Genomic DNA, 18,725 nt, shown 5'->3' on the forward strand with positions numbered 1-18,725 from the left:
ACACGTCATCTTCCTTAGCGAGCTATGGGGCTCAAGCGCAACAAGTGGATGCGACGACTGTCAGCATTAAGAATCCGGAAACGATAGGCACCGATCTCGGTAGTTTCGTTGCGTTTTGGCAAGTGCCCGAACGCACTCATCACCAGGCCGCCAACCGTATCAAACTCATCGTCCGAGAACTCGCTGTCGAAGAACTCGTTGAAGTTATCGATCGGGGTCAGAGCCTTGACCAGGAAGTCGCCGCTGGGCAGCGGTTTGATATAGCTGTCTTCCTCGACATCGTGCTCGTCCTCGATATCGCCGACGATCTGTTCCAGCACGTCTTCGATGGTCACCAGACCGGCCACGCCGCCGTATTCGTCAATGACGATGGCCATGTGGTTATGGTTGGCGCGGAACTCGCGCAGCAGAACGTTCAGGCGCTTGGACTCAGGCACGAATGTCGCCGGACGCAGCAGGTTCCTGATGCTTTCGTTTTCGCCGTTTTCCTTGAGGATCAGCGGCAGCAAGTCTTTGGCCAGCAAGACGCCGAGGACGTCATCGTGGCTTTCGCCGATAACCGGATAGCGCGAGTGCGCAGCGTCGATGACGGCGGGTAGAAACTCGCGAGGGGTCTGGGTCGCCTTGATGCTGATCATCTGCGAACGCGGCACCATAATGTCGCGCACTTGCAGGTCAGCCACTTGAATGGCGCCTTCGACGATGGCCAGCGCTTCGCTGTCCAGTAGCTTGTTTTGGTGGGCTTCGCGCAGGAGTTCAAGCAGCTCCTGGCGGTTTTTCGGCTCGTGGGCAAAAGCTTGGGTGATTTTTCCCAGCCATGACTTTTGCCCGTTGCTCGATCGGTCTTCGCTCATAGCCCTTACTCGTGGTCCTTGCTGGTTGTCTCTGGATGATGGTCAGTGGTTTCGTCGTCGGCGTAAGGATCGGGGTAGCCCAGTTCTTCAAGCAACGTTCGTTCCAGTGCTTCCATTTCTTCGGCTTCTGCATCGTCTATATGGTCGTAACCAAGTAGATGCAGGCAGCCATGAATGACGAGATGTGCCCAGTGGGCGTCGAGCGCCTTGCCCTGTTCGGTGGCTTCGCGAACCACCACAGGTACACAGATCACCAGATCGCCGAGCAGCGGAATGTCCAGAAACTCATCGGGCACGTCAGCGGGGAAGGACAGCACGTTGGTCGCGTAGTCCTTGTGGCGCCAGGTGTGATTGAGTTCGTGGCCTTCGGCTTCATCGACCAGGCGAATGGTCAGTTCCGAGTCAGCGCTGCGTTGACGTAATGCCAGTTCGCACCATTGGCGGAACTGGACTTCGCTGGGGGCAGGCGCTTCACTGGCAAGTTGCAGGTCCAGCTCAAGCATCGCGGCGGTTGTCCCTGTTGGTATGGAACCTGGCTGGCGGCTCGTCGTCGAAGCGCTCCTCGAAGCGCTCATAGGCCTCGACAATGCGCTGCACCAACGGGTGGCGTACCACATCCTTGGGTTTGAAGTGGGTGAAGCTGATGCCAGGTACATCCTTGAGCACGTCGATGACGTGAGTCAGGCCCGAGCGTGTGCCCTTGGGCAGGTCGATCTGAGTAATGTCACCGGTGATGACGGCCGTGGAACCGAAACCGATGCGCGTCAGGAACATCTTCATCTGTTCGACGGTGGTGTTCTGGCTTTCGTCGAGAATGATGAAGCAGTTATTGAGCGTGCGACCGCGCATGTAGGCCAATGGCGCAAGTTCGATCACCTGACGTTCGATCAGCTTGGCAACGTATTCAAAGCCGAGCATTTCGTACAGCGCGTCATACAGCGGGCGCAGATACGGGTCGATTTTTTGTGCCAGATCACCGGGCAGGAAGCCGAGCTTTTCGCCCGCTTCGACTGCCGGGCGCACCAACAGGATGCGCCGAATCTGCTCGCGCTCCAGAGCGTCCACCGCGCAAGCGACGGCAAGATAAGTCTTGCCTGTACCTGCCGGGCCGATGCCGAAGTTGATGTCATTGCTGAGGATTTCTTTGACATAGCGCTGCTGATTCAAACCGCGCGGGCGAATCATGCCCTTTTTGGTGCGCAGGGCTACGCCGACTTCGGCAGCAGGGTGGTTGTCGAGTTCTTCTACGCCCGATTCCTGCAGGAACAGGTGAATCATGTCTGGCGACAGATCCGTACCCTGGGTTTCCCGGTACAGGCGGCGCAGCAGGTTTTCGGCCGATGTGGTGTGTTTAAGTTCGCCAATCAATTCGAATTGATTGCCGCGATTGCGGATTTCGATGTTCAGGCGTTGTTCGATCAAGCGCAAATGCTCGTCGAGCGGCCCGCACAGATTTGCGAAACGATGGGCCTCAAAAGGTTCGAGGATGAAACGATGTGGTTCTATGGGTGCGTTCAAGGTCGTTTTCAGCCGCCCTATGGCAATTGAGATGAAATCAAGGATAACCCTGTAAATCTGTGTGTGAAAGCCTTCACTTACTAATGGTTCTGCTAACGGGGCGAGGCGTCCTGTCGGACACGCCGCGTCGGGCCATTCGCAGGCAAGCCTGCTCCCACAGGTATCGCATTGCTATTGTGGGAGAGGGCTTGCCTCTGCGTACAGGTCTATTGCAACAACGAGCCCCGCAGCGAATGCGGCTGCGCGTCGTCGATGTGCACGTCGGCGAACTGGCCGATCAGTTTGGGATTATCACAGCGGAAGTTGACGATTCGATTATTCTCGGTACGCCCCTGCAACTCGCCAGGGTCTTTTTTCGAGTAATCGGTGACCAGGATCCGCTGGGTGCTGCCCACCATCTGCCGACTGATCTCGAAACCCTGTTGGTTCAGGCGATGCTGCAAAGCGGCCAGACGCTGCTTTTTCAGCGCTTCAGGGGTCTCATCTTTCAAGTCGGCTGCCGGCGTGCCGGGGCGTGGGCTGTAGACGAAGGAGAACGAGAAATCGAAATTTACGTCTTCGATCAGCTTCATGGTTTGCTCGAAATCTTTCTCGGTTTCACCGGGGAAGCCAACGATGAAGTCCGAGCTGATGCTGATGCCCGGTACGGCGGCTCTCAGTTTGCGCAGCTTGGATTTGTATTCGAGGGTGGTGTGATTGCGCTTCATCGCCGACAGAATCCGGTCGGAACCCGATTGCACCGGCAAGTGCAGGTGTTTGACCAGCTCCGGCACTTCAGCATGGGCCAGGATCAGGCTGTCGGAGAACTCCAGTGGGTGCGAGGTGGTGTAGCGAATACGGTCGATGCCGTCGACCGCCGCGACCACACGGATCAACTCGGCCAGATCGGCCACGCGCCCGTCATGCGTGGCGCCGCGATAGCCGTTGACGTTCTGCCCGAGAAGCGTCACTTCACGCACGCCGTTTTCGGCCAGGTGCATGACTTCAGCAACAACACTGTCGAACGGGCGACTGACTTCTTCGCCTCGGGTGTAGGGCACCACACAGAAGGTGCAGTACTTGCTGCAACCTTCCATTACTGACACATAAGCGCTGGGTCCATCGACGCGAGGCTCGGGCAGGTGGTCGAATTTTTCGATTTCAGGGAACGACACATCAACTTGCGGCAGGCGTGTGGTGCGTGCGGCGTTGATCATTTCCGGCAAGCGGTGCAGGGTTTGTGGGCCGAAGACCACATCCACGTAGGGTGCGCGATCACGAATCGCAGCGCCTTCCTGGCTGGCCACGCAACCGCCGACGGCGATCACCATGTCCGGTTTGGCCAGTTTCAGTTCGCGCCAACGGCCTAGCTGGGAGTAGACCCGGTCCTGGGCACGTTCGCGGATCGAGCAGGTGTTGAGCAGGATGACGTCGGCATCTTCTGCGCGAGCAGTGACTTCCAGGGCTTGATGTTCGCCCAGCAGATCGACCATGCGCGAGCTGTCGTACTCGTTCATTTGGCATCCGTGGGTTTCAATATAAAGCTTCTTGGCCATGCGTGATCATCAGGTGATTCGAAGAACCGCACATTATAGTGGTGCCGGCCTCCGGTTCCTAGCGTTGCCTGTCCAGTGGACATGCTATAGTTTGCGCCCTCTTTATATCCTCGATTGTTACCCGCCCGTTATGACCAAACGTGATGCTCCAATTTACAAGGTGATTTTTCTCAACCAGGGCCAGGTGTTCGAAATGTACGCCAAGCAGATCTATCAAAGCGATTTGTGGGGCTTTCTGGAGGTGGAAGAATTCGTCTTCGGTGAGCGCACGACGGTGGTGGTGGACCCGAGCGAAGAAAAACTCAAGGCCCAGTTCGAAGGTGTGGTGCGCAGTTTTGTGCCAATGCATTCGATTGTGCGCATCGATGAAGTCGAGCGCATGGGTACACCAAAGATCAGCGAGGCACGGGGTACCAGCAATGTAATGCCGTTCCCGATGCCGATGCCGGACAAGTAAGAGGCTTTTCCAGGCTCACGGGGTGAGCCGGTGAGTCAAGGCAGCGGCGCGAACGGCGTACGGCCGTCAGCCGATTGCAGCTCCAGCATGTAATTGCGGAAAATTTGCCCCAGTACCTGTGTCGCTACTTCCAGCTCATCGCGCTGCATTTTCGCAGACACTTCATCGGCCGTATCCAGCGCGTCCTCTGCACCATTGACCGCCGCCATCTTCAGCACGATATACGCCTGAATGTTATTGGCCTGCACCCCTTCGCCCCGATAAAACATCAGGCCCAGTCGATATTGCGCCTGGGCATGGCCTTGCAGCGAAGCCTGTTCGAAGTAGTTCAGTGCCTGGGTGAGGTCACGCGGTGTGTTTTTGCCGTCGTAGTAAAACTCGCCCAGCTCGTATTGTGCTTGTGCATCCCCGGCTTTCGCCATTTTTTGGCATGCTGCCAACGCCTCAGGCAGGTTGTCTGGCTGAGTATTGAGCGTGCAACGACCCACCGCTGGGATTAACAACGAGTTGCCGCCTGCATTGGCCAGCAGGGGATGAAGAAGCAACAGGCAGCCCAAAGCAAGGGTGCGGCCGGTGCGGTTCATGGGGATCGACTTGCCTCTGAAAAGGTGCGGGCGTACCCGTCCAGCGGAACGTGCTGGCGGCACATTATGAAATAAGCGGGGCCAACCTTACAAAGTCTTTACTGATTTTCTGCTGCGCGGACTTGATTTACCTGATTTTGCAGGGGAAAACGCGAATTGAAACTGCATATTTACCCCTGTAGGAGCTGCCGAAGGCTGCGAATGAGGTCGGAACGAACTTCATACGACTTGGATCACAGCGACCGCTGTGCGGTCGATCGCAGCCTTCGGCAGCTCCTACAAAAGATCGGCTGTGGCTTATTTCAGCGCAGCAAACGCCTTTTCAGCGGCATCGAGGGTCAATTGCAGTTCGATGTCACCGTGGGCGATGGAGGTGAAGCCGGCTTCGAATGCGCTCGGTGCCAGGTATACGCCGCCTTCGAGCATCAGGTGGAAGAAGCGCTTGAAGCGGTCGGCATCACTGGTCATCACGTCCTTGAAGGTAACGATGTCGTCAGCACCGCTGAAGTACAGGCCGAACATACCGCCCGCCTGGGTGGTCACGAACGGAATGCCAGCAGCGTCGGCGCGTTGTTGCAAGCCTTCAAGCAGACGGCCAGTAAAGTGGCTCAGTTCGTCATGGAAGCCAGGACGGCTGATCAGGCGCAACGTCGCCAGACCTGCAGCCATGGCCAGCGGGTTGCCTGACAGGGTGCCCGCCTGATAGACCGGGCCCAATGGCGCGATGTGCGACATGATTTCGCGCTTGCCGCCAAAACAGCCGACGGGCATGCCGCCACCGATGATCTTGCCGAAGGTGCTCAGGTCCGGCTTAACGCCGTAATACGCTTGAGCACCGCCCAGTGCAACGCGGAAGCCGGTCATCACTTCGTCGAAAATCAGCACCACACCGTGTTTGTCGCAGAGCGTACGCAAACCTTCCAGGAAGCCCGGCGCTGGAGGTACGCAGTTCATGTTGCCAGCAACCGGCTCGACGATGATGCACGCCACTTCCTGGCCAACTTCATTGAGCAGTTGCTCGACGGCGTCGATATCATTGAACGGTGCGGTCAATGTGTGTTTGGCGAACGCTGCAGGTACGCCCGCAGAGCTTGGAACGCCTTGGGTCAGTGCGCCGGAGCCGGCTTTGACCAGCAGGCTGTCGGAGTGACCGTGGTAGCAGCCTTCAAATTTGAGGATGCTGTCGCGGCCAGTGAAACCCCGGGCCAGGCGAATCGCGCTCATGGTCGCTTCGGTACCGGAGCTGACCATCCGCACCATTTCCATCGACGGCACGATGGCGCAGACAAGGTCGGCCATTTCGGTTTCCATGGCGGTTGGCGCGCCATAGGACAAACCGTGTTCCAGTTGCTTGCGAACGGCGTCGAGTACTTCCGGGTGGCTGTGACCCAGGATCATCGGGCCCCAGGAACCGACGTAATCAACATACCGCTTATCGTCTTCGTCTGTGACGTAGGCGCCGGCGGCGTGCTTGAAGAACAGCGGTGTACCGCCCACGCTCTTGAACGCGCGAACAGGCGAATTGACGCCGCCGGGGATGTGTTTTTGGGCGTTGGCGAACAGCGTTTCAGAACGGGACATGATAGGGGTCTCAGCGTTTGAACCAGAAAATATTCCCTACGTGGATCACAGCAGAGGCGCTTTGCTGCTCTTGGGTAGGTGGTTGTCCAGAAGGTGCAGGGGACGGATTATACCTAGGTCCTTATTGGATGTGACGGGCTTCTCGTGTGCCCAGGTTCTTCACCGGCCACCGATGGAAAGCGCACCCTTTGATCTGGCCTATACCTTACCTTGGCGCGCCTACGCCACGGTGCATCTGTGGCGTCAGCATGAGGAAGCAAAACGATGATTCCTGGATACCTGGTTTCAAGTCCGCTCGGAGATATTGCCTTGCGTGCCGAGGATGACCTGCTGACCGGCGTATTTTTTGTCGGCCAAAAATACTACCCGTCGCTGCTGCTCGGGACTGACGCACGTAACGTCCCACGTGTCATCCGCCAGGCAGAAGAACAGCTTGCCGAGTTCTTTCGCGGTGAACGTCGCGTATTTGATGTGCCGTTGCAGTTACGCGGCACGCCGTTTCAGCGCCGGGTCTGGCAGGCGTTGTCATCGATTCCTTATGGCGAAATCTTGTCATACGGCGTCATGGCTCAACACATGGGTTTGAGCAGCGGCTATTCGCGAGCAGTGGGCAACGCCAACGGCAAAAACCCGATATCGATCATCATTCCCTGCCACAGGGTGATTGGGGGGAGTGGGGGTCTGACCGGCTACGCGGGCGGGGTCGAGCGAAAGCGGGCGCTGTTATCACTTGAAAACGCGATGGGCAGGCCCGCTGGGCTTCAGTTCGAGTTGGAAGGAGCGAACCTGTGGTAGACCTCAGTTCGTTTTGAGCAGTGCGTTGAATGCGCGGGCGCGTCGGGTGACTTCCTGGGTGCTGTCTGCGCCGAACAGCCCATGGACCACAGCCAGCAGGTCGGCACCATGGGCCACCAGTGGCGCGGCATTTTCCAGGGTAATCCCGCCAATGACCGCAATCGGCAGATGGATGCGGGCGCGAGCCTGGTCCAACAGATCGAGGGTCGCTGCGGGCGCGCCGGGTTTGGTGTTGGAATTGAAGAAACGTCCGAACGCGACGTAGCTGGCGCCATCGGCTTTGGCTTGTTCGGCCAGTTCCAGTTGAGCATGGCAGGTCGCACCAATGATCGCCTTGTGCCGCAACAGGGCGCGGGCGGCCGGCATTGAACCGTCAGTCTGGCCCAAGTGCACGCCGACGCCGAGGCGCGCGGCCAGTTCGGCATCATCGTTGATGATCAGTTGTGTGTTGTAGCGTTCGCACAGCCTGAGCAGGGTGTCGGCTTCGCGCAGGCGGCGGGCTTCGTCGGTGCTTTTGTCGCGGTATTGCAATAGGGTGACGCCGCCCTCAAGGGCGGCCTCGACGTAAGACAGGAACTTGCCAGCCAACAGTTGGCTGTCGGTAATGGCGTACAGGCCACGTAGTTTCATCGGTCAAGCCTCATGGCGTGGCATTACGAGCAAAAATGGCCTTACGAGCAAAAATCAAGGGGCAGACGGCGCGGCACGTATTGGCCTTTGCCCAACTGCTCGGCGTCGCGCAACGTACGCCAAGTATAGTTGAGCGCCGTTTGCACAGCGCTGACTAGATGCTCCCCCAATGCCAGGCGTCCAGCCAGTGCACTGGCCAATGTGCAGCCAGAGCCGTGATAGCTGCCGGGCAGGCGTTGGCAGGTGAACGTATGGGGTTCGCCGTTGCGGATGTACAGGCGATTGTGGATAAGTTCTTCGTCACCGTGGCCGCCAGTGATCAGCAGGTGCTGGCAAAAGGGCAGAAGTTTTTCCGCGCACTCATCAGCGGTGCCTTCGGGCAGTTCGGCAAGGATGCGTGCTTCAGGCAAGTTCGGCGTGGCGATGGTTGCCAGCGGTAGCAGCCGTTCGCGCATGGCGTAACCGACTTCATCCTTGCCCAGACGACCACCACCGCCGGCACGTAGCACCGGGTCGCAGACCAAGGGCAAATGCGGATGCGCCTGGAGCAGTTCGACGACGGTGTCGACCATTTCCAGCGAGCCAAGCATGCCCAGCTTGACGGCGGCCACGGTCGAGTCGTTGAGCACGGCATTGGCTTGTGCCAGCACCCACTCGCGGTCCAGGACCCGGAAATCGCTGACATTGACGGTGTCTTGTACGGTCAGGGCGGTGATTGCCGGTGCGGCATGACAGCCTTGAGCGAGAAGGGCTTCGATATCTGCCTGCAGGCCGGCACCACCACTAGGATCGTGGCCGGAGAGACAGAGGACAACGGGACGGGAGCTATAGGTATTCATGGTGCGCGAGCTTACCACCAAACTTTTTCCGGGGCCGCTGGCCGGTGTCGGATTTTTCATACAGCTGAACGGGGTCGTCGCTTGTTTGATTGGCTTGGATCCTTCGATGGTTATGCGTTTAATCTTCTAAAAGGCCCGGAATAGAGCCTTCCGTTGAGCTAAAAGAGTGGTGTCGCATGGCCGTTCACCGCTATGCTCGCGTTGGCCTCACTGAAGTAATAGTGCCTGGCCAGCGCTTCAGTTGCGGACAACTGAGCACATTTGCAAAAGATACGGTCTCACGCACAATGGACGGCCGGTATGAAACCGGGCCATGACGCGCTCAATACTAATAACAGAGCCTGCAGGCTGACGTCGTCTCATAGGGAAAGGGGGCTTCGCGACCGACGGACAGGCAATGCTGGGGCTGTATGCGCTATTTGCTGATAATGCTGGTCGCCTGGGTGCCTCTTTTGGCCAGCGCCATCGAGTTTGACGAGGACACCCGTACCTTGCCACTAGGGCGGGCGGTGCAGGTGTTCGAAGATACAACGGGCAAGGCAACCATCGATCAGGTCAGTGCTCCTGCCATGGCTGCCGGCTTTCGCGAGCAGGACGCCGACACCCTCAACGCCGGCTATTCACGTTCGGCGTTCTGGCTGAAACTGGACCTGCAATTTCGCCCAAAACGTCCAGACGTTCAGCGGAGTTGGTTGCTGGAGTTGGCTTATCCACCTATGGATCACGTCGATCTCTACACCGCCGACCCCTCCGGCCGCTTTCGGGTGGCCTGGCAGACCGGGGACATGCTGCCTTTCGCCAGTCGCCAGATTGAACAGAACAACTACCTCTTCGCGCTCGATCTCCCGGCCAATCAGGTGCAGACGGTATACCTGCGCCTGGCCAGCCAAGGCTCGATCCAGGCGCCCCTCGCGCTCTGGTCCAGCCACGCCTATATCGAAGAACAACCTGCGCGCATTTATGTGTTGGGGCTGATTTACGGCATGTTGCTGGGGATGCTGATCTACAACCTGTTTATTTACCTCAGCGTGCGTGACACCAGTTACCTGTACTACATCCTCTATATCGCCTCGTTCGGGCTCTATCAGATCTCGGTAAATGGCGCAGGCGTCGAGTTTCTCTGGCCGAACAATCCGTGGTGGGCGAACGCGGCAACCCCCTTTCTGGTGGGCGCGGCGGTGTTATTCGCCAGTCAGTTCTCTAGGCACTTCTTACAGACGCCTGCCTGGGGCCGCTGGGCTGATCGCTTGCTCGTGTTGATGATGGCTTTTGCAGTGGCAGTGATGGTCCTGGCGGTGGCTACCGGTCACGGTTTAGCGCTGCGGCTGGCAACGGTATTGGTGGTGCTGTTTACGTTGGTGATGGTTGCCACTGGCATCGCTGCATGGCTGCATGGGTTACGCGTGGCGCGCTACTTCATCATTGCCTGGTCAGTGTTTCTCACGGGAGGGCTGATCAATGCGTTCATGCTGCTCGGCTATTTACCTCATAACTTCCTGACAATGTATTCCAGCCAGATCGGCTCGGTGCTGGAAGTCGCACTGCTGTCGCTGGCCCTGGCTGACCGGATCAACGTGGTGCGAGATCAGCAGGCGCACATCCTCCTCGAAGCGGGGAAAACCTTCGAGCGTTTGAACCAGAAACTGGCCGCCAGCAACCGATTAAAGGACGAGTTCCTGGCGACCCTGACCCATGAGTTGCGCACGCCAATGAATGGGGTTATCGGTTCACTGGAATTGATGCAAACGGTGCCAATGGACAGCGAACTGACGCTTTATCAAGAGACCGCCGCCAGCTCCGCCCAAGACATGATGGGGATGATCGATGGCATTCTAATGTTGACTGAATTGCAGGCCGGCAAGCTTTACGCCGCGAGTGAACCCTTCAGTGTGCGTCAGCTACTCGTCAGTTTACGTAGCCAGTACGCCCGCGCGGCTCAGGCCAAGGGCCTAGGCTTTTCCATTGAGCTTGACGAAAGGCTGCCTGATAACGTGCTCGGCGATGCCTGCAAACTGCGGCAGTGTGTTGGTTGCCTGCTGGATAACGCGATCAAATTCACCAAGGTTGGCGCGATTACGGTTCGGGTTACACGCCAGTCTTCCAAGTTGGAGCAGCTATGCCTGTTGATCGAAGTGATCGACACAGGTATTGGTTTCAATCGACTGGATGAAGCGACCTTGTATCAGACGTTCTTTCAGGTCGATGGCTCCATGACCCGCGAATACGGTGGCTTGGGCATTGGTCTGGCGATCTGCCGTCAATTGATCGAGCTGATCGGCGGCAGCTTGAGCCATGAGTCAGAGCCAGGGCGGGGCAGTTGTTTCAGGCTCCGCGTCGAGCTTCAGCGCTGCACAGAAGAGCCGCAGCGAAGATCGACGGAGTGGAGTGAGTGAATGGGGCATGTCTGGGGTGAAAGCGCCGGTATTTAGTCGGTTATGTCACTTTGTATCGTGGGGCGTGCGTGATTCACTGAGCTTTATGGGCGTGTCCTCCGGCGCGTCCGAGAAGACAGGAGCGCCCTTGATGAACCTGCATCAGTTCGCTGAGACCCATGAAGTCACCAACCAGCCGCCCTCGCTGGACGGCGTCAATTTGTACCGCATTGACCTGCCCCTGCAGGAGTGGTCGCAGCGTTACGGCGCCGGTTGGGCGCAGTCGCGGATCGACACCTACGGCGCGCTGGCCGGTGGTCCGCTGATGGCGGCGGGGTTCCTCGCCAATCAGAACAAGCCGGTGTTCGTCAGCCATGACCGTTATGGGCATCGCATTGATGTGGTGGAGTTTCATCCGGCCTATCACGAACTGATGCGCGCAGCGGTCGAGCATGGTCTGCCGTCCTTGCCATGGACCGATCCGCAGCCTGGCGCCCACGTCGCCCGTGCTGCCATGAGTTACCTGCACAGCCAGGCCGAGGCCGGCAGCGGTTGTCCGTTGACCATGACTTTTGCCAGCGTACCCGCGCTGAAAATCCAGCCCGATCTGGCTGATATCTGGTTGCCGAAAATCCTTGCTACCGAATACGACCCGCGCAATGTCGGCATCAGCCATAAGGCGGGTGTGACCATTGGCATGGCGATGACCGAGAAACAGGGCGGCACCGACGTGCGCGCCAACACCACGCGGGCCTATCCGGTGGGTGCGACGGGGCCGGGCCAGGCGTATGAATTGGTTGGGCATAAATGGTTCTGCTCGGCGCCGATGTGCGATGCGTTTCTGACCTTGGCGCAGACGGATAAAGGACTGACCTGCTTTTTGCTGCCGCGCCATCGTCCGGACGACAGCCGTAATCAGTTCTACATCCAGCGCCTGAAGAACAAGCTGGGCAACTGGTCCAACGCCTCCAGCGAAGTCGAGTTTCGGGGCGCGCTTGCCTGGATGGTCGGTGAAGAAGGGCGCGGCGTGCCCACCATTATCGAAATGGTGGGCATGACCCGTTTCGATTGTATGGTGGGCTCCAGCGCCTTGATGCGTCAGGCCCTGACCCAGGCGTCGCATCACTGCGCGCACCGTAGCGTCGGCGGGCGCGTGCTCAGCGAGCAGCCGTTGATGCAAAACGTACTGGCCGATCTGGCGCTGGAAAGCGAAGCGGCGCTGGCGCTGACCCTGCGCATGGGCCGCGCCCTGGACCATCTGCAAGACTCGCAAGAAGGCCGCTTCGCCCGTTTGGTCACGGCGGTGGGCAAGTATTGGATCTGCAAGCGTGCCCCGGCAATGATCAACGAAGCGGCCGAATGCATGGGCGGTGCCGGTTATGTCGAAGAGAGTATTTTGCCGCGCCTGTACCGTGAGGCGCCGGTCAACTCGACGTGGGAAGGCTCTGGCAATGTGCAATGCCTGGACGTACTGCGCGCGCTGTCCAAAGAGCCCGGCGTACTGGAGGCATTGTTCGATGAGCTAGGCGATGGCCACGGCGACAAACGGTTGGCTGCGCACATCGTGCACCTTAAAGCGGCGTTCAAGGACACCAGTGACATTCAGTACCGCGCACGACAATTGACTGAAGACATCGCCATAGGGCTGCAAGCCAAGCTCCTGCTGGAAGCCGGTAATGCCAGCGTCAGCGACGGGTTTATCGCCAGCCGACTGGCTTCGTCTGGCCAGGTCTATGGCACGTTACCCCGAGGTGTCGATGTCGCGGCGCTGGTGGCGCGGTCGTCGCCGCAGGTGGGGTGATCTTGCGCAGCTCCCTGTCGGCGTTCTGCGTGTTGCCCATAAAAGCCCTAGTGCCTTCGTCCGGCGATGCAGGCAAGATACACGTCTGCACGATCAGACAGGATGCATACCGTGACCGAAGCTTTTATTGTCGTTGAAACCGCCGAGCAAGCTGTAGACCGGCTTGCCGTTTTGCATGAGCGCGCAACGAGTGCCTTGAGCCAGGCGCTCAAACGTTATCTCAAAGACCGTGTCGAGCCGGATGCGGCTGAGCGTAAATTGTTCCGCTACCCGGAATTGCGCCTGACGTATCTTTGTCAGGGTGAAGTGCCCCTGACGACCCGGGCTTACGCCAAAGTCCAGTTACCCGGCACCTACAGTGTCACCGTGACCCACCCGTCGGCGTTTCGTAACTACTTGCTCGAGCAATTGGTGCCGTTGATGAACGACTTCACCATCACGGTGGAAGTGGGCGTCAGCGAACAGAACATTCCTTACCCGTACGTGGTCGAGCAGGGCGATGAGCTGGCTGGCTCCGGCGTCACCGCTGCGGCGTTGGCGCGAGTATTCCCGAGCACTGACTTGTCTGCTGCGACCGATGGCATTGCCGACGGTTTGTACGATTGGGCCAACACCGACCCGCTGCCGTTGGCGCTGTTCGATGCCGCGCGGGTGGACTTCTCCCTGCGCCGGCTGGTGCATTACACCGGCAGCGACTGGCGTCATGTGCAGCCGTGGATTCTGCTGACCAACTACCATCGCTATGTTGATCAGTTCATCGTCCATGGCCTGGAAAAACTGCGCGATGATCCGCGCTTCGTGCGCATGGTCCTGCCTGGCAACGTGGTCGTCGACAAAGGCATGGATCACGGCGAAGCGCAGGCCATCGTTGCCAGCGTGGTCTGGCACCGCTACCAGATGCCGGCCTATCACTTGATCGCGACCGATGGTCATGGCGTAACCCTGATCAACATCGGTGTGGGTCCGTCCAACGCCAAGAACATCACTGACCATTTGGCGGTACTGCGCCCGCATTGCTGGTTGATGATCGGTCACTGTGGTGGTCTGCGCCAATCGCAGACCATTGGCGACTACGTGCTGGCTCACGCCTATATGCGCCGCGACGGCATTCTCGACCGGGTCTTGCCGCCGAATATTCCGATTCCGGCCTTGGCCGAAGTGCAGCTCGCGTTACATGAAGCCGCAGCACAAGTCACCGGCGAGCGCGGCGATGAACTGAAAAAACGGCTGCGCACCGGCACCGTTCTGACCTATGACGACCGTAACTGGGAATTGCGCTGGGCTCAGGAACGGCCGCTGATCAACCTGTCGCGGGCCGTCGCGGTGGATATGGAAAGCGGCACCATCGCCGCCCAGGGTTATCGCTTGCGGGTACCGTACGGCACGTTGCTTTGCGTTTCGGACAAGCCCTTGCACAGCGAAATCAAGCTGCCCGGCTCGGCCAACGCGTTCTACGAGCGCGCGGTCAGTCAGCATCTGAAAATTGGTATCGCCGCAGTCGACCTGCTGCGTACCCAACTCAACTCGCTGCACTCGCGCAAACTGCGCAGCTTTGATGAGCCACCGTTCCGTTAATTGATCGGTTGGGTTAGTCATTTACGCAAAGGGCCACTAAAGTGGCCCTTTCTGTTTTCGAATATTGAATCGTCATGCCTCGCACCCAACGTCCCGTGTCGCGCCGTCCTGCCGCCAACAGCTCAGGCAATACCCGGCGCGTGGCCAAAGCCCCGCCCGCCGAACCCAAGCTGATTCTGTTCAACAAACCGTTTGATGTCCTGACGCAATTCAGCGATGGCGAAGGGCGGGCGACGCTCAAGGATTTCATCGCGATCCCTGGCGTCTACCCGGCCGGGCGACTGGACCGTGACAGTGAAGGGTTGTTGCTGCTGACCAACGACGGCCAGCTACAGGCGCGAATTGCCGACCCCAAACACAAGTTGGCCAAGACTTACTGGGTCCAGGTCGAAGGCGTGCCGACGGCTGAGCAGTTGCAACGTCTGCGTGAGGGCGTCGAATTGAACGATGGCCCGACCTTGCCTGCGCAAGCGCGTCAGTTGGACGAGCCTGAACTATGGCCGCGCAATCCGCCGGTGCGCTTTCGCCAGAGCATACCGACCAGTTGGCTGGAGCTGGTGATCAAGGAAGGCCGCAATCGTCAGGTTCGGCGCATGACCGCTGCAGTCGGTTTACCGACCCTGCGCCTGGTGCGCGTACGCATTGGCGACTGGACTATCGAAGGGCTGGATCAGGGGCAGTGGCGGGAAGTGCCCGCGTCACTCTGATTGGTGGGAGGTATCGCCCCGTCCCCCACGCTCCTACAAATACTGTTCTATTTCAAATGACTATCTGTTGCTTGATGGGAGCGAATGGGGCAGTTTCCTGCCCGATCAGGCTTCAAGAAACGCAATCACAACGCTTTTGACCACAAAGGCGAAGATGCCCAGCCCCAGGACGAAGAACAGAATCATGGTGCCGAATTTGCCTGCCTTGGACTTCTTCGCCAGATCCCAAACGATAAAACCCATGAAAGCAACCAGGATAGTGACGAGGATCGTCATCATCCACTCTTCAAAAACCGCAGGATCGATATCCATCATTAATCTCCGATCAGATGGTAATGGGGCGGCGATTATACGGCAAAGTCCATGACCCCGCGTGAGGCTTAACCGCGCAGGTGCGTCAACGGTAGTTCGGTACTGGCCAGCACCTGATTGAGCACAAAGCTCGAGCGCACGCTGGTGACGCCTTCGATGCGGGTCAAATGGCCCAGCAGCAGTTTCTGATAATGGTCCATGTCTGGCACTACGACTTTTAGCTGATAGTCGGCGTCCATCCCGGTCACCAGGCTGCATTCGAGCACTTGGGGCAAGGTGCGGATCTGCTGTTCGAAATGCTCGAAACGCTCAGGCGTGTGTCGATCCATGCCGATCAATACGTAGGCGGTCAGGCTCAGGCCCAGCTTTTTTCGGTCCAGTAGCGCGACCTGACGAGAGATATAACCGTCGTCCTCCAGCTGTTTGACCCGTCTTGAGCACGGTGAAGGCGACAATCCGATGCGCTCGGCCAATTCCTGATTGGAGATGCGTGCGTCACGTTGCAGTTCAGCCAAAATGTTCAGGTCATATCTGTCGAGTTTGCTCACCAAGTGCCCCTTTCTGATATCTATTGCGCTGAATTATCTATCTTGCGTTAAAAATTGCGCAAGTCATGTTTTATTGAGCAATATTCGCAATCCCCTGCTGGTGCCTCAGGCCTATTCTTAACACCAGAATCACTGCCCGGACATAGCGTCCAGCGCAGCTCGCCGAATCAGGTCAGCTGCGGCCGCCAACCCCACAGGGTTGGGCAGGCCCCCGGGCTACACACTGTCCAGAAGACGGCGTGCGGTGAGCCAACGTCAAAAGCGTTGAGCACGGACGAAATTCCCAAAAGGGGGGCCATCACAGGCTCCCCTTTTTTTATTGTGCGCTTCAACCAAAAGCCCCGACCAAGTGTCAAATGGACTGTTAAAGTGCTGATCATGGCGCATCCAAAAAGCAGTCTTATCAATGGGCATTTGCACCACAGTGAGGAAAGCATGAAATCGCGCATCTGGCGTTTGGCAGGTGTAAGTTTGCTGTGTTTGAGTGTCAGCACTCAGGTGTTGGCGGACGAACGAAATGATGGGCAGAACGGTGAGAATCACCCCCGTCCGCCTGGGCAAGGCCGTCCGCAAGGTGGTCAAGAACAGCATCAGCAGCAAGATCAGCAACGTCAGCAGCAGGTGCAGCAACAACAGCATCAGCAGCAAGACCAGCAACGTCAGCAGCAGGTGCAGCAACAACAGCATCAGCAGCAAGACCAGCAACGTCAGCAGCAGGTGCAGCAACAACAGCATCAGCAGCAAGATCAGCAGCGTCAGCAGCAGGTGCAGCAACAACAGCGTCAGCAGCAAGATCAGCAACGTCAGCAGCAGGTGCAGCAACAACAGCGTCAGCAGCAAGATCAGCAACGTCAGCAGCAGGTGCAGCAACAACAGCGTCAGCAGCAAGACCAGCAGCGTCAGCAGCAGGTGCAGCAACAACAGCGTCAGCAGCAAGACCAGCAACGTCAGCAGCAGGTGCAACAACAGCATCAGCAACAACAGCGGGCCGTGGAACCCGCGCGTCTACCCATCCAGGGTCGTCCTGATGAGGTGCGGCAAACCCAGCAACCGCGTCAGGTTAATGCAGGCCAGAATCAACACTGGCAGGGCGGCAATTCGCCACGACCCGGTGGTGGCGATGGTCGCCCTGGCAATGACCATTGGCAAGGCCGGCCCGACGGGCATGGCAACGGTTGGGGCTCCGGCCCGCAACGCCGTCCTGGTTATGTGATCGACCGCATGCCCGGGGTCCATTCGCGTATTGGCTGGCGCGGACAGGACTATTTTTATTCCAGTGGTTACTGGTATCGCCCCCAAGGCGCGCGCTACATAATTGTGGAGCCACCGCGCGGGATTCGCGTACGCAGCTTGCCGTCGTTTTCGCAAGAAGTATGGCTGGGCAGCACACTGTTCTTCGTCGCGGCAGGCACGTACTACCTGTATCAACCTGACACCCAGGATTACGTTGTTGCGGCCCCGCCTCAGGGGGTTGAGCCGGTCTATACCCCTGGTCCGCCGCCGGAGCAGGCGCCAGGCAACGGTTATGACCCCGTGGCTTACCCGGTCAACGGGCAAGGTCCCGAGCAGCAACAGCAGGATATGTACGACTGCCATATGTGGGCGGTGAGCCAAAGCGGCTTTGATCCGGCAGCTGCGGCCTACGCGCCACCGCCCTCGGTCGCGGACATTTACCGGCGTTCGATGGGCGCTTGCCTCGCAGGGCGTGGCTACAGCGTCAACTGACGACGGGTTCGAGCACTTCCTGAGGGTCGGCGTGCACCAGCACTTCGGCTTTCGGGAATACCTGTTGGATGGCATCGGCGACTTGGTCACACAGGACATGGGCGACTGACAGGGTTAAATGCCCTGGTAGCTCCAGGTGCAACTGAACGAACCAGTGATCGCCGGATATCCGGGTGCGCAGATCATGGGCCCCCACTACGCCAGGCACGCTGCACGCTATTTCCAGCATGCGCTGGCTGACATCCACCGGTAACTCTTCATCCATTAATACCGACACGGTTTCGCGGGCGATCTGGATTGCGCTCCACAAAATATACACGGCGATTGCCAGACCAAAATACGCATCCAGTTGCTGCCAGCCGAACAGGGCGAGGATCAGCGCCACCATGATACTGGCGTTGAGCAGCAGATCGGAGCGGTAGTGCAGCGAGTCAGCGCGGATGGCGGTCGAGCCGGTTTCGCGGATGACCTTGTGTTGCAGCATTAGCAGCGCCACCGTCAGCACTATCGACAACACCATCACCGCAATCCCCAAACCCGGTGCCCCCAGGGGTGTAGGGTGCAGGATCCGTTCGACTGCCTGATAGGCGATCAGCACTGCACTGGTGGCGATGAACAGCGACTGAGCAATGCCTGACAGCGCTTCTGCCTTGCCGTGGCCGTAACGGTGATCATCATCGGCCGGACGCAACGAGTAATGCACGGCCAGCAAATTGAGGAGCGACGTCACGCCATCGAGCGCCGAGTCGGTCAACCCGGCCAGCAGGCTGACCGAGCCGCTCAGCCACCAGGCGATGCCTTTGGCGACGATCAGGATGCTTGCGACGGCCAGTGACGCGCGGGTCGCCAGACGCAACAGACGGGCGTGTTCGAGGTTGCTGGTCATGGTTCT

General features: G+C 58.6%; 17 protein-coding genes and 2 pseudogenes. 7 read left to right on the forward strand and 12 right to left on the reverse strand.

Annotated features, from left to right (window positions below; translation table 11 throughout):
- Positions 1–14 precede the first annotated feature (14 nt).
- The 4 genes from AC1ME2_RS17110 to miaB all read right to left on the reverse strand — a co-directional run bounded on the left by AC1ME2_RS17110 (position 15) and on the right by miaB (position 3,907).
- Positions 15–854, reverse strand: coding sequence for an HlyC/CorC family transporter (locus tag AC1ME2_RS17110; RefSeq protein WP_480435466.1), 840 nt, complete (start codon positions 852–854; stop codon positions 15–17).
- Positions 855–859: 5 nt separating this feature from the next.
- Positions 860–1,357 (reverse strand): rRNA maturation RNase YbeY, encoded by a 498-nt coding sequence (gene ybeY, locus AC1ME2_RS17115; protein ID WP_480435467.1) that lies wholly within the window; start codon positions 1,355–1,357, stop codon positions 860–862.
- On the reverse strand, positions 1,350–2,372 hold the full coding sequence (locus AC1ME2_RS17120) for a PhoH family protein (RefSeq protein WP_480435468.1): 1,023 nt from the start codon (positions 2,370–2,372) through the stop codon (positions 1,350–1,352). The genes ybeY and AC1ME2_RS17120 overlap by 8 nt, the downstream gene beginning before the upstream one ends.
- Before the next feature lie 206 nt (positions 2,373–2,578).
- Positions 2,579–3,907 carry a tRNA (N6-isopentenyl adenosine(37)-C2)-methylthiotransferase MiaB gene (gene miaB, locus AC1ME2_RS17125; protein WP_480435469.1) on the reverse strand — a complete coding sequence of 443 codons (1,329 nt, stop codon included), beginning with the start codon at positions 3,905–3,907 and terminating at the stop codon, positions 2,579–2,581.
- 130 nt (positions 3,908–4,037) lie between these two features.
- Between miaB and AC1ME2_RS17130 the strand changes: the two genes are divergently transcribed.
- Complete coding sequence (locus AC1ME2_RS17130) at positions 4,038–4,364, forward strand: DUF1820 family protein (RefSeq protein ID WP_219062666.1); 327 nt, start codon at positions 4,038–4,040, stop codon at positions 4,362–4,364.
- A 35-nt stretch (positions 4,365–4,399) separates the two neighbouring features.
- Here AC1ME2_RS17130 and AC1ME2_RS17135 read toward each other — a convergent pair whose 3' ends face one another.
- Together AC1ME2_RS17135 and hemL are read right to left on the reverse strand one after the other, a co-directional pair.
- Positions 4,400–4,948 carry a tetratricopeptide repeat protein gene (locus tag AC1ME2_RS17135; RefSeq protein WP_480435470.1) on the reverse strand — a complete coding sequence of 183 codons (549 nt, stop codon included), beginning with the start codon at positions 4,946–4,948 and terminating at the stop codon, positions 4,400–4,402.
- Between the two features lie 297 nt (positions 4,949–5,245).
- Positions 5,246–6,529, reverse strand: coding sequence for a glutamate-1-semialdehyde 2,1-aminomutase (gene hemL, locus AC1ME2_RS17140; protein WP_480435471.1), 1,284 nt, complete (start codon positions 6,527–6,529; stop codon positions 5,246–5,248).
- A gap of 264 nt (positions 6,530–6,793) precedes the next feature.
- Between hemL and AC1ME2_RS17145 the strand changes: the two genes are divergently transcribed.
- Positions 6,794–7,324, forward strand: a complete 531-nt coding sequence (locus AC1ME2_RS17145; protein ID WP_480435472.1) for a methylated-DNA--[protein]-cysteine S-methyltransferase — start codon at positions 6,794–6,796, stop codon at positions 7,322–7,324.
- A gap of 3 nt (positions 7,325–7,327) precedes the next feature.
- Here the strand turns inward: AC1ME2_RS17145 and thiE are convergent, their stop codons facing one another.
- Both thiE and AC1ME2_RS17155 read right to left on the reverse strand, forming a co-directional pair.
- On the reverse strand, positions 7,328–7,954 hold the full coding sequence (gene thiE / locus AC1ME2_RS17150; RefSeq protein WP_480435473.1) for a thiamine phosphate synthase: 627 nt from the start codon (positions 7,952–7,954) through the stop codon (positions 7,328–7,330).
- A gap of 41 nt (positions 7,955–7,995) precedes the next feature.
- Positions 7,996–8,793, reverse strand: a complete 798-nt coding sequence (locus AC1ME2_RS17155; RefSeq protein ID WP_480435474.1) for a hydroxymethylpyrimidine/phosphomethylpyrimidine kinase — start codon at positions 8,791–8,793, stop codon at positions 7,996–7,998.
- Between the two features lie 410 nt (positions 8,794–9,203).
- On the opposite strand from AC1ME2_RS17155, the pseudogene AC1ME2_RS17160 reads away from it, so the two are divergent.
- From AC1ME2_RS17160 to AC1ME2_RS17175, 4 genes and pseudogenes are all read left to right on the forward strand, one after another.
- Positions 9,204–11,138 (forward strand): annotated as a pseudogene (locus AC1ME2_RS17160) (sensor histidine kinase); the annotation flags it as partial.
- A gap of 178 nt (positions 11,139–11,316) precedes the next feature.
- Complete coding sequence (locus AC1ME2_RS17165; protein WP_480435475.1) at positions 11,317–12,966, forward strand: acyl-CoA dehydrogenase family protein; 1,650 nt, start codon at positions 11,317–11,319, stop codon at positions 12,964–12,966.
- A 102-nt stretch (positions 12,967–13,068) separates the two neighbouring features.
- On the forward strand, positions 13,069–14,541 hold the full coding sequence (gene amn / locus AC1ME2_RS17170; RefSeq protein WP_480435476.1) for an AMP nucleosidase: 1,473 nt from the start codon (positions 13,069–13,071) through the stop codon (positions 14,539–14,541).
- Positions 14,542–14,681: 140 nt separating this feature from the next.
- On the forward strand, positions 14,682–15,248 hold the full coding sequence (locus AC1ME2_RS17175; protein WP_480442178.1) for an rRNA large subunit pseudouridine synthase E: 567 nt from the start codon (positions 14,682–14,684) through the stop codon (positions 15,246–15,248).
- Between the two features lie 105 nt (positions 15,249–15,353).
- Here AC1ME2_RS17175 and AC1ME2_RS17180 read toward each other — a convergent pair whose 3' ends face one another.
- The 3 genes and pseudogenes from AC1ME2_RS17180 to AC1ME2_RS17190 all read right to left on the reverse strand — a co-directional run.
- Complete coding sequence (locus AC1ME2_RS17180) at positions 15,354–15,554, reverse strand: DUF2788 domain-containing protein (RefSeq protein ID WP_480442179.1); 201 nt, start codon at positions 15,552–15,554, stop codon at positions 15,354–15,356.
- A gap of 74 nt (positions 15,555–15,628) precedes the next feature.
- A complete protein-coding gene (locus AC1ME2_RS17185) occupies positions 15,629–16,108 on the reverse strand; it encodes an Lrp/AsnC family transcriptional regulator (protein ID WP_480435477.1) in 480 nt (159 codons plus the stop codon).
- Positions 16,109–16,501: 393 nt separating this feature from the next.
- Positions 16,502–17,017, reverse strand: a pseudogene (locus tag AC1ME2_RS17190) (hypothetical protein); the annotation flags it as partial.
- Between AC1ME2_RS17190 and AC1ME2_RS17195 the strand changes: the two are divergent.
- Positions 16,922–17,833, forward strand: a complete 912-nt coding sequence (locus tag AC1ME2_RS17195; RefSeq protein ID WP_480435478.1) for a DUF6515 family protein — start codon at positions 16,922–16,924, stop codon at positions 17,831–17,833. The pseudogene AC1ME2_RS17190 and the gene AC1ME2_RS17195 overlap by 96 nt on opposite strands.
- Here the strand turns inward: AC1ME2_RS17195 and AC1ME2_RS17200 are convergent.
- A complete protein-coding gene (locus AC1ME2_RS17200) occupies positions 17,826–18,719 on the reverse strand; it encodes a cation diffusion facilitator family transporter (protein ID WP_480435479.1) in 894 nt (297 codons plus the stop codon). The two genes, AC1ME2_RS17195 and AC1ME2_RS17200, sit on opposite strands and share 8 nt — an antisense overlap.
- Positions 18,720–18,725: the final 6 nt, after the last annotated feature.

This window comes from Pseudomonas sp. ASL9, assembly GCF_056680335.1.

What these genes read in the sequence shown, in the direction of transcription:
- thiE (WP_480435473.1), bottom strand. Translation starts at nt 7,954, where the DNA reads ATGAAACTACGTGGCCTGTACGCCATTACCGACAGCCAACTGTTGGCT.
- hemL (WP_480435471.1), bottom strand. Translation starts at nt 6,529, where the DNA reads ATGTCCCGTTCTGAAACGCTGTTCGCCAACGCCCAAAAACACATCCCC.
- miaB (WP_480435469.1), bottom strand. Translation starts at nt 3,907, where the DNA reads ATGGCCAAGAAGCTTTATATTGAAACCCACGGATGCCAAATGAACGAG.
- ybeY (WP_480435467.1), bottom strand. Translation starts at nt 1,357, where the DNA reads ATGCTTGAGCTGGACCTGCAACTTGCCAGTGAAGCGCCTGCCCCCAGC.
- AC1ME2_RS17200 (WP_480435479.1), bottom strand. Translation starts at nt 18,719, where the DNA reads ATGACCAGCAACCTCGAACACGCCCGTCTGTTGCGTCTGGCGACCCGC.
- AC1ME2_RS17145 (WP_480435472.1), top strand. Translation starts at nt 6,794, where the DNA reads ATGATTCCTGGATACCTGGTTTCAAGTCCGCTCGGAGATATTGCCTTG.
- AC1ME2_RS17110 (WP_480435466.1), bottom strand. Translation starts at nt 854, where the DNA reads ATGAGCGAAGACCGATCGAGCAACGGGCAAAAGTCATGGCTGGGAAAA.
- AC1ME2_RS17155 (WP_480435474.1), bottom strand. Translation starts at nt 8,793, where the DNA reads ATGAATACCTATAGCTCCCGTCCCGTTGTCCTCTGTCTCTCCGGCCAC.
- AC1ME2_RS17165 (WP_480435475.1), top strand. Translation starts at nt 11,317, where the DNA reads ATGAACCTGCATCAGTTCGCTGAGACCCATGAAGTCACCAACCAGCCG.
- AC1ME2_RS17130 (WP_219062666.1), top strand. Translation starts at nt 4,038, where the DNA reads ATGACCAAACGTGATGCTCCAATTTACAAGGTGATTTTTCTCAACCAG.
- AC1ME2_RS17135 (WP_480435470.1), bottom strand. Translation starts at nt 4,948, where the DNA reads ATGAACCGCACCGGCCGCACCCTTGCTTTGGGCTGCCTGTTGCTTCTT.
- amn (WP_480435476.1), top strand. Translation starts at nt 13,069, where the DNA reads ATGCATACCGTGACCGAAGCTTTTATTGTCGTTGAAACCGCCGAGCAA.